The organism is Mesorhizobium sp. M4A.F.Ca.ET.020.02.1.1 (assembly GCF_004022645.1).
In the GTDB taxonomy this organism is placed as follows: domain Bacteria; phylum Pseudomonadota; class Alphaproteobacteria; order Rhizobiales; family Rhizobiaceae; genus Mesorhizobium.
In genome coordinates this window covers 1-9,543 of the sequence record NZ_RZOI01000169.1, presented here as the reverse complement: position 1 = coordinate 9,543, position 9,543 = coordinate 1, and the positions used below count along the sequence as shown (strand labels likewise).

10 protein-coding genes and 2 tRNA genes are annotated in these 9,543 nt (G+C 63.8%); 5 read left to right on the top strand and 7 right to left on the bottom strand.

The genetic code is table 11. From position 1 onward, the window contains the following. From EN742_RS13460 to EN742_RS13435, 6 genes are all read right to left on the bottom strand, one after another. Positions 1-2,429 (bottom strand): valine--tRNA ligase (locus tag EN742_RS13460; protein WP_128332899.1); only part of this gene is annotated, 2,429 nt, incomplete at its 3' end. 474 nt (positions 2,430-2,903) lie between these two features. Next, positions 2,904-3,728, bottom strand: a complete 825-nt coding sequence (locus EN742_RS13455) for a PopZ family protein (protein ID WP_126054186.1) — start codon at positions 3,726-3,728, stop codon at positions 2,904-2,906. Positions 3,729-3,994: 266 nt separating this feature from the next. Next, on the bottom strand, positions 3,995-5,383 hold the full coding sequence (locus EN742_RS13450) for a TolC family outer membrane protein (protein WP_126054185.1): 1,389 nt from the start codon (positions 5,381-5,383) through the stop codon (positions 3,995-3,997). Positions 5,384-5,566: 183 nt separating this feature from the next. Further along, complete coding sequence (locus EN742_RS13445) at positions 5,567-6,241, bottom strand: protein-L-isoaspartate O-methyltransferase (RefSeq protein WP_127399851.1); 675 nt, start codon at positions 6,239-6,241, stop codon at positions 5,567-5,569. 92 nt (positions 6,242-6,333) lie between these two features. Beyond that, positions 6,334-6,407: transfer RNA gene (locus EN742_RS13440), tRNA-Cys, on the bottom strand. A 154-nt stretch (positions 6,408-6,561) separates the two neighbouring features. After that, on the bottom strand, positions 6,562-6,819 hold the full coding sequence (locus tag EN742_RS13435) for a hypothetical protein (protein WP_126054184.1): 258 nt from the start codon (positions 6,817-6,819) through the stop codon (positions 6,562-6,564). A 216-nt stretch (positions 6,820-7,035) separates the two neighbouring features. On the opposite strand from EN742_RS13435, the gene EN742_RS13430 reads away from it, so the two are divergent. The 5 genes from EN742_RS13430 (at position 7,036) to EN742_RS13415 (ending at position 9,031) form a co-directional block, all read left to right on the top strand. Next, a tRNA-Asn gene (locus tag EN742_RS13430) sits at positions 7,036-7,110 on the top strand. Positions 7,111-7,595: 485 nt separating this feature from the next. Next, on the top strand, positions 7,596-7,775 hold the full coding sequence (locus EN742_RS38075) for a hypothetical protein (RefSeq protein ID WP_126054183.1): 180 nt from the start codon (positions 7,596-7,598) through the stop codon (positions 7,773-7,775). 157 nt (positions 7,776-7,932) lie between these two features. Next, on the top strand, positions 7,933-8,091 hold the full coding sequence (locus EN742_RS38070; protein WP_189347342.1) for a hypothetical protein: 159 nt from the start codon (positions 7,933-7,935) through the stop codon (positions 8,089-8,091). A 151-nt stretch (positions 8,092-8,242) separates the two neighbouring features. Continuing rightward, the gene (locus EN742_RS13420; protein WP_127407656.1) at positions 8,243-8,422 is read left to right on the top strand and encodes a hypothetical protein; all 180 of its coding nucleotides are present in this window, start codon (positions 8,243-8,245) and stop codon (positions 8,420-8,422) included. A gap of 180 nt (positions 8,423-8,602) precedes the next feature. Next, positions 8,603-9,031 carry a cupin domain-containing protein gene (locus EN742_RS13415; protein ID WP_126054181.1) on the top strand — a complete coding sequence of 143 codons (429 nt, stop codon included), beginning with the start codon at positions 8,603-8,605 and terminating at the stop codon, positions 9,029-9,031. 6 nt (positions 9,032-9,037) lie between these two features. Here EN742_RS13415 and EN742_RS13410 read toward each other — a convergent pair whose 3' ends face one another. Next, positions 9,038-9,493, bottom strand: a complete 456-nt coding sequence (locus EN742_RS13410; RefSeq protein ID WP_126054180.1) for a carboxymuconolactone decarboxylase family protein — start codon at positions 9,491-9,493, stop codon at positions 9,038-9,040. Between the last annotated feature and the right edge of the window lie 50 nt (positions 9,494-9,543).

Below are 9,543 nucleotides of genomic sequence, written 5' to 3'. Positions count from 1 at the left end.
GTCAGCGTGTTGGCGCCGATCACCATCAGCGGCGCGATCGCCGCCGGCGGCACGTTCATTTCCGAGCGCACCGAGCGGATGCCGGAGACGAGATCGACCAGCCAGTTGATGTCGGCGGCCGCGTCCGCGTCCTCGAAGTCCGGCGACGGCCAGGCGGCGTGGCAAAGCAGCGAAGCGCGCTCCTGGCCCTCGCCGGCGGTCTGCGCCCACAACTCCTCGGTCATGAACGGCATCATCGGATGCAACAGCTTGTAGATCTCGTCGAGCACGAAGGCGACGCAAGCTCGGCTCTCAGCCTTGGCCGCCTCGTCCGTGCCCATGAATACAGGCTTCAGGAGTTCCAGGTACCAGTCGCAGAACAGATTCCAGACGAACCGGTAGGCGGCACCCGCCGCGTCGTTGAAGCGGTATGAGGAAATGCCGTCGGTGATTTCACGCGCCGCCCGCGTCAGCTCGGTGAGGATCCAGCGGTTGACCGCGAGCTTGGCGTCGTTCAGCCGGAAATCGTCGTTGCGCGCCACCTCGTTCATCTCGGCGAAGCGTGTCGCGTTCCAGAGCTTGGTGCCGAAATTGCGGTAGCCGGCGATGCGCGCCGGATCGAGCTTCACATCGCGCCCCTGCGCGGCCATCACCGCAAGCGTGAAGCGCAGCGCGTCGGCGCCGTATTCGTCGATGAGCTCGAGCGGATCGATGACGTTGCCTTTCGACTTCGACATCTTCTGCCCGTTCTTGTCGCGCACCAGCGCATGGACATAGACCGTGTGGAACGGCTCCTCGTCCATGAAATGCAGGCCCATCATCATCATGCGGGCGACCCAGAAGAAGATGATGTCGAAGCCGGTGACCAGAACGTCGGTCTGATAGTAGGTCTTGAGCTCCGGCGTCTGGTCCGGCCAGCCCAGCGTCGAGAACGGCCAAAGCGCGGAAGAGAACCAGGTGTCCAGCACGTCCTCGTCGCGGGTCAGGATCTCGCCCGGCTTGAAATTCTCGAGCTTGTCCTCGACCCAGGCCTTCCACGGCCCCTCCAGCGCCAGATAGTATTCGATCGCCGCGGCGAGCGCCTCTTCCTCGGTCTTCTCGACAAAGACGCGTCCATCCGGCCCGTACCAGGCCGGGATCTGATGGCCCCACCACAGCTGGCGCGAGATGCACCAGGGCTGGATGTTCTCCATCCAGTCGTAATAGGTCTTTTCCCAATTCTTCGGCACGAAATTGGTACGGCCCTCGCGAACCGAGGCGATCGCGGGCTTCGCCAGCTCGGCCGCGTTGACATACCACTGGTCGGTCAGGAACGGCTCGATCGGCACGCCACCGCGGTCGCCATGCGGCACGGTGTGGCGGTGCGGCTCGATCTTGTCGAGGAAGCCACCGGCCTCCATCAGCTCGACGATCTTCTTGCGCGCGACGAAACGGTCGAGGCCGTTGAGTTCGTCCCATACGGCCTGGCGTTCTGGCGTCCCCTCGAGACCGGCCAGGAAATCCTCATTGTCCTTGAGGTTGATCGCCGCCTCGACGGTGAGGATGTTGATCGCCGGCAGCTTGTGGCGCTTGCCCACCTCGAAGTCGTTGAAGTCGTGCGCCGGCGTGATCTTGACCGCGCCCGAGCCCTTTTCCGGATCGGAATATTCGTCCGCCACGACGGGAATCCTGCGGCCGACGCTCGGCAGGGTGTCGTTCTTGCCGGCCAGGTGCCGGAAGCGCTCGTCGTCCGGGTTCACCGCCACCGCCGTATCGCCAAGCATCGTCTCGGGACGCGTCGTCGCGACCGTGATGAACGTCCTGGGGTCTTCCGGGTCGAACGCCGCGCCCTCGACCGGATAGCGGAAATGCCAGAGATTGCCGTTGACCTCATGCTGCTCGACTTCGAGATCGGAGATCGCGGTGAGCAGCTTCGGGTCCCAGTTCACAAGGCGCTTGTCCTTGTAGATCAGCCCTTCCTTGTAGAGCGTCACGAACACTTCCAGAACCGCCCTGGACAGGCCCTCGTCCATGGTGAAGCGTTCGCGCGACCAATCGGCCGAGGCGCCGAGCCGCTTCAGCTGGTTGAAGATCGCACCGCCGGATTCGGCCTTCCACTCCCAGACCTTCTCGATGAACTCCTCGCGAGCCAGGTCGCGGCGATGGATCTGCTTTTCCATCAGCTGGCGCTCGACCACCATTTGCGTGGCGATGCCGGCATGGTCCATGCCAGGCTGCCACAGCACGTTCTTGCCGCGCATGCGCTCGAAGCGCACCAAAATGTCCTGCAGCGTGTTGTTGAGCGCATGGCCCATATGCAGCGAGCCGGTGACGTTCGGCGGCGGGATAACGATGGTGAAGGCCTCCGCCCCCTCCTCCGCGCCGGCACCGGCGCGGAAGGCATCGGCCACTTCCCAGATTTTGGCGATCTTCGGCTCGACGGTTTTGGCGTCGTAGGTTTTTTCGAGCATGGGAAAACGGTCCGCGCTGTCGGGAGTTTGCTGACCCGGTGTAAATCGGAAGGTTTTGGCCAAGTCAACCGCAGGGCTGCCTTGATCCTTCAGCGGCAAATAGGCTTCGCCCCGGTCATTTCAACGCCAGGCCATGCCCGCATTCGGCGCAGAACTTTGCCCTTGATGTGCGGTACGGCTTTCCACATGCCTGACAGTCGGGGCCGTAGTCGGAGCGGCGGACATGCAAGTGCCAGAAAGTATGGTGAATTGTAACCCCCGTCAGGTCACGATAGCGATCGGCGGCCGGGTTGCCCGCAGTCGATAGCTGTAAGTCAGTCGTCGGCGCATCAGCCGAGAATAACGGCGGTATATGGCTTTGAAGGGCCGGTCCTTGACCGCTGATCCTGGCCATCCAGGTCAGCCGACCGAGCCACGGCCAAAAAAAGCGCCGCCTGAGGCGGCGCTTTCATTTGTTTGACCTTATCGACGGAACTATTGCGCGCCGCGCGCCACGCGCTCGATTTCCTCGCGTACCAGGCGCTCGACCAGCGTCGGCAGGTTGTTGTCCAGCCAATCCTGCAGCATCGGCCGCAGCATGTCCTCGGCCATCTCGTCGAAGGTCTTCTTGCTGCGGCTGGCGAAGGCATCGGAAAGCTCGCCAAAGGCAGCGGCGACCTGGCGGCCGACATGCTCGGAAAGGATCGCCGTGCGGGCGGGCGGCGCCTCGGGCGGTGGCGCCGCAGCGACGCGCGAAACAGCCGGTTCATAGGCGGCCTCATCCGCCAGCTCGTCCTCGGCAATCGCAACGTCCGGCACAACATCCGGGGCGCTCGGCTCGACCCTTTCCGGCCTCGCGGCACCCGCCTTCGCCGTTTCACCGACAGCGGCGATCTCGCGCTGCCAGTCGGCGACGATCGTGTCGCTGGTTTCCGCAAATCCCGCCGGCTGAGCCAGTGCCGGTTCGGCGGCGATCCTTGCACTCACCTCCGCGAGTGTCACCGGCGCCTTGGCCGCAACGGCCGCGGCCGCATCCGTGCGCGATGGCGTTTCCACGCGGGCGGCGGTCGGCTCTGCCGCCAGCTGTGCCTGAACCTCGGCCAGGGAGGCGGGCTTGCGGACCTCCGCATTGAGCTCGGCGCGGAAGGCATCCACGTCATTTGCCGGCGCGGCGGTCGGCGCGGGCTGGAGATCCTGGCGCAATTCGTTCGCGTCCCCCGCCTGTTTGCGGCCGGTGTCGCTGTCCTCAATGATCCTCCGGATGGAAGCCAGTATCTCTTCCATGGAGGGTTCGCGCTGCGCGCTGCTTGCCGTCGCCATTGTCACATCCGCCGCCCTTGTGACTCATTCCAGATTTCCGCTCCGGCAAGGCCGGATTCGAATCATGGCGACAGGGTAACCGACGGATCGTCGTCCGAGAATCCCCAATCTGGGGAGATGTGGGATTTCAACAGATTAGGCGACACAGGCCGATCAGCGCATCTACGGCTGGAGCTGGTCGCTGCGACATTGGGACAGCCGCCTAAAGCAAAAGCGCCGCGCATCCCCGGACGCGCGGCGCTCTTGAACCTGGCAACACGCAGCGGTCAGCGGCCGTCCGGCGTGCGCAGCCCGTACCACTTGTCCTTGACGGCCTTGTAGTGCTCTTCGGGCTTGTACTTCGTCACGTTCAGGGCGAGACGATCGACCGAAAGGCGACCGATCGCGGACAGGATGGCATAGCTCGCCACCACCACGTCGCGCTCGGAACTGGCAAGGTTGATCTTGGCGCTGATGACGGCGTTCTGCGCGTTCAACACGTCGAGCGTGGTGCGCTGGCCGACATTGCGCTCCTCGATGACGCCGTTGAGCGCCAGTTGCGCGGCGGCGATGACTTGCCTGTTGGCGGCGACGCTTTGCTGCGCGGCGGTGTATTGCGTCCAGGCCGACGTCACCGCCTGGCGCACGGTGTCGCGGCTGACATCGACCTCGATCCGGGCCTGGCTCAGCGATTCTTTCCTCTGGCGCACCAGCGCCGAGGTACGGCCGCCCGAATAGATCGGAATGGTCAGCGTCGCGCCGATGCTGGCCGAATTCGTCGTGCCGTCGGACGTGCTCAGCACGCCGGGAACGGTGTTGCGGTAAGCGCTGGAAACACCGGCATTGGCGGAAAGCTGCGGCAGCAGCGCGCCCTCCTGGGATTTGACCGAGAATGCCGCGGCATCGACCAGATGCTCCGTCGCGAGGATGGCGGGATGTTCGGTGGCGGCAATCGCGATCGCGCCGTCGAGGCTGGACGGCAACAGCTTGGCCAGCGGCGCCGCGGCCTTGAGCTTGCCGGGCTCGTCGCCAACGATCTGGTGATAGGTCGCCGCGCTGGCCAGCGCCTGGGCGCGGGCGGCGCTGAGCTGCGCCACCGCCGTCGAGCGCGAGGCATCAGCCTGGGCGACGTCGGTTCTTGTGCCCTCGCCGACCTCGAATCGCGAACGCGCGGCGCGCGCCTGCTCGGTCAGGAACTGCAGATTCTGTTCGGTGAGCACAGCGACCTGGCGGTCGCGAATCACGTCCATATAGGCGCTCGCCGCGTTGAACAGGATGTTCTCCTCGGTGTTGCGCAGACTTTCGACCGAGGCCCTCACCTGGGCTTCCGCGGCCGCGACATTGTTCTTGGTCTGAAAGCCGTCGAACAGCGTCTGGTCGATCTGGACGCCGAAATTGCCGGTGGTCAGCCGCACGCTCTGGTTCGTGCCGTTGAGATGGCTGCTCGAGTAGTCGATGCTGCCGGAACCGGTGACGGTCGGGCGCCAGCCGGACTTGGCGATGGCCACGCCCTCGTCGGTGACCCGCACCCCGGCCCGGGCGGAATTCAGTGTGGAATTGTTCTGGTAGGCCTTTGCGAGCGCTCCGGTGATGCTTTCCGCGGAGGCGGCCAGCGGCGAAAGGGTGGTCGCGGAGGCCAGGAAGGCGGCTAGAACAGTCTTGCTTACGGACGGCACGTAATATCCCTCATTCGTTTTGCATGGGAACCGCGCCACGACAGCCACTCATCTCTGAACAGCCGGCGCCGCGCTTCTATCGTTCCCCCGCTGACTGCCCCGAAATGCCCGGTTTATGCGATCAGCAACGATTGTTCAAACACAAGCGATCACGACAGCGCCTTCACTGCAAGGCAAAACCGCTCAGAATTCAAATGCGTGGGTACGTTCAAATCCGGGTAGTGGCTTTATTGCCGCATTGAATGCCCGTCTTCCCGTTACAACCCCCCCTGCCTTGAAAAACAGCCGGGCCACGCCGGAATTGCCCTGACCTTCCACGGCAACGAGTCGGCCCTCCTCCGCAAGCTGGTCGAGCAAAGCGGCCGGCACTTCCTCGACGCTTCCGCCGATGAAGATGACGTCGTAGGGCGCCTTGGAGGCATGACCCTGCGGGAGCGGCCCGGTGATCACTGTCACATTGTCGCAGGCCAGCGCCGCGAGCGCCGATCGAGCGCCGTCCGCCAGCACCGAATCGCTTTCCAGTGCAACGACAGAGCGGGCCAGCCTCGACAGAAGAGCCGCCGAATAGCCGGTGCCGCAACCGACATCCAGCACCGAATCACCGGCGCCGATCTCAGCCAGTTGCAGGAGCTTGGCGAGGGGAGACGGTTCCATCAGATAGCGCGCGCCGCTGCCGTTGGCGCCGCTGGAAATGCGGATGTCCTCATCGATATAGGCTAGATCGCGCTGTCCGTCGCCGACAAAGGCCTCACGCGGCACCGACAGCATGGCCTCGATCAGCGGCGCGCTGGTCACGTCGGTGGTGCGGACCTGGCCATCGACCATCTTGACGCGGCGTTCGGAGAAATCAGCGCTCATTTTCCTACCAGTCCGCCCAACAAATCCCGCTTGCCGCACCTCGACCGCGGTTCAATCCAACCGGAACCCCTGCCCCATTGGGGGCCGGCAACTGGAGGCCTCGCCCGGAATCGAACCGGGGTGCAAGGATTTGCAGTCCTCTGCGTAACCACTCCGCCACGAGGCCTCGTTGCTCCCGGCGTTCCGAGCGAACTCAATATGTTGGCGGTGAAATGCCGTCAAGCGCCCGCGCGTTAATCCCGGCGCTTTCCCTCATTGGACAACTGGACACCGTTTCCGATCGGTTTCCATCAGCGCGCCCGTGGCCGCCGGCCGACAAGTCAATCCGGACGACGCCGGCGTTCCCACCATACCACGATGCGGCGCCGGTGCCGGCGCACCATGGCGAATTCATAGGAGAGCACCAGCAATCCGATCGGGATCATCCAGAAGCCCAGGATGGGCAGGAAGCCGAGAATGCCGCCCAGAATCAGCACGACGCCGATGGCGATCCTGAGCCCGCGCGAGCGCGGCATGGTGAATTCACGGCCGAAGACCGTGATTTTCCGCGCCGGTGCGTTGTCGCCTGCTGCAGTCATGTCGTGCCTGGTTTCCATGAATAGAGTCATCGGCCAGCAATAGCCAGAACGGCCTTTTCCCGCTCACGTTCCCTGCGGAATTGCTCATATGAGGAGCCCGGCCGGCGATTGCCAGAAACTGCCATGCACAAAATGGCGGAAAAAAATGTGAAATGCTTCTTTGCAAAGCCGAAACGGGTTTGCTATAGGCAGCGCCACTTACACAAGAGCCTCTGTTCCCCGGTAGCTCAGTGGTAGAGCAACCGGCTGTTAACCGGTTGGTCGCTGGTTCGAATCCGGCCCGGGGAGCCAACAATTTCAAGATTTGCAGAGTTTTCAGGATTGGCCGAAGACGGCCGATCCACGGCATATTTGCGCAATTCGACTTCGCCAGGCGCCGAGTTGCACGCGGAATCGATCGGCGTTGGCTCGCGTGCGGCGTGCTTCCTGCGGGATAGCTGGCGACCTCGGGAGAAGCGGTGAGCACTCCGATTGCCGCTCGGCGATGACCAGCGAGTACGACCGAGAGCGATGACAACGAAGCAGCGACCTCGCCGCTCCATTCGCGGAGCGGCGAGGCACCCCTGCGCCCCAAGTGCCGGTCCCAACACCCGGCACTGCTGACGTTGCAATTGTGGTGCCAGCAGCAAATGACCCATTATGAGACGCCTGCGCGCCTCGGTTCAGGCGGCAAATCGCGCGCCGGGCAGGCGTGGCACGGTTCTTGCTGCCACAGCTTCAGGCATGCCGGCGCAAAGACGCTGTTCCTATCGACACCGGCATATGAGGTTGGGACAATGATGTCGCACAAACTTCTGTTCGGCCTTCCCACGATGGTCCTGGTCACGGCCCTGGGCATGGCCCTCACCCGCTTGGCATTGGCCTTTCGCGAGTTCGTCGCGCCACGCTACCGGCCGGAACTCCACTATATGCGCGGGCCCGGGCCGGCCACCGCGCGCCGCCTGAGCGGGCGCTGAGCGGGCGCTGAACGGGTGTTGCGGCTGGGCCTGTCCTGGGCGGAGATGCACCTCGTGGCGCCAGCCGGTGGCTTGCCGCCGCCATAGAGCAAAATGGGGATTCACATAACCCGAGATATGATTTAGGCTACCCTCAAAAGATCGCAGGGTGGCAACCGTGGAAGCGACTTTCGACGACCTGACCAGGGCTGTGGCACAGCCCCGCAGCAACGTGCGCGCCGTTGGCCGCGCTATCGCGCTCAACCTCGCCGGCAAGCTCCTGATGGGTATCGCCATCGGGCTGGGAATTGCCATTGGCATGGCCATCGCCGGCTAGCGCGGTAACCTGCTCGTCACAAATTCCGCCGCTCCATTTGAGAGGCGTGCGGCAGGCGTTGGCATTATATATTAGCAATCGCTTGTATTTCGACCAAACCAGGATCATCATGCAAGGCGCTTTGTCGGGAGCTCTTCAGGGAGATTTTCCGATGCGACCGGTGCTCATTGTGATCGCCTTGGCAGTCTGCTTTGTCCTGTGGGACAGGCTGGAGAATGAAGGCCGTTACACAACACGGATAGAAGACAGCTTCCGGCAGGCGGCCGCTGACCTGCCGAGCGGCTCGTACGGCCACGAGATCCGGTTCAACCGTGACCTCATGAAGCGTTGAAGGGCTCTCAGAATGAGCCGAAGCGGCGGCTGACGCGCAATTCTCGCATTTTCGCACTCCTCACCGCTGCGGCCACGACAGCCCGTGCCGTCAGTCATGCTGATGTGGCGCGCGGACTGTCATCGAATCTTGCGCCCGCACGCACGTCGCGCCATGGTCTGCCAGACCCGAGGAGGAATCATGCGAAACGTCCTGGCATCGGCGCTGCTGACCGTCGCGCTGTCCGCAACCGCCGCCAACGCTCTGGACAGCGGCGCAAACCCTGTCGTCGTGACCCCGCTCGCCGATCGCACGGAAACGGCGTCCGGCCAGCCGATCACGCTGCCGCAGAAGAATGTCGAGGTCATCGTTTCGACCTTCGAGATCGCCGTCGGCGCGACCTTGCCGGTCCACAAGCATCCGTTTCCGCGCTACGCCTATGTCGAGGCCGGGACGCTCAAGGTGACCAATGTCGAGACCGGCAACAGCAACACCTACAAGACCGGCGATTTCATCGTCGAGATGATCGGCCAGTGGCACCAGGCCACCAATATCGGCGACAGTCCGGTGAAGCTGCTGGTCATCGACCAGGTCGAGCAAGGCGCCAAGAACACGGTGCTGCGCCAGTAATCGCCCTCACCCCCACGCGCCGACAGGTTGCTCGGTGGCGGCGTTGAGGCGGTTGAAGGCGTTGATCAGGGCGATCTGCACCACCAGTGCGGCCAGTTGCTTTTCATCATAGTGCCGGGCAGCTTCGTCCCAGATCGGATCCGGCACCGGGTCGGCCCGGTCGCTCAGCCGGGTCGTGGCTTCCGCCAGCGCAAGCGCGGCGCGTTCCGGCTCGCTGAAGTAAGGCGTCCGCCGCCAGGCGGAGACGGCAAAGATGCGCTCGTCCTTCTCGCCGGCCTTCTTCAACTCACGCGCGTGCATATCGACGCAGACGCTGCAGCCATTGATCTGGCTGGCGCGCAGGTGGACGAGCTTGCGCGTCACATACGGCACGTCGGCCGCCTCGGTCGACTTGTCCAGGGCCAGCAATGCCTGCAGTGCGCCGGGAATGAGCATTACGGGGTTTTTCAGTCGTGCTTGCACAATGGTCTCCTTCGGGCGTGTTATTACAAGCCCCGGGTGCCGAGCATCCG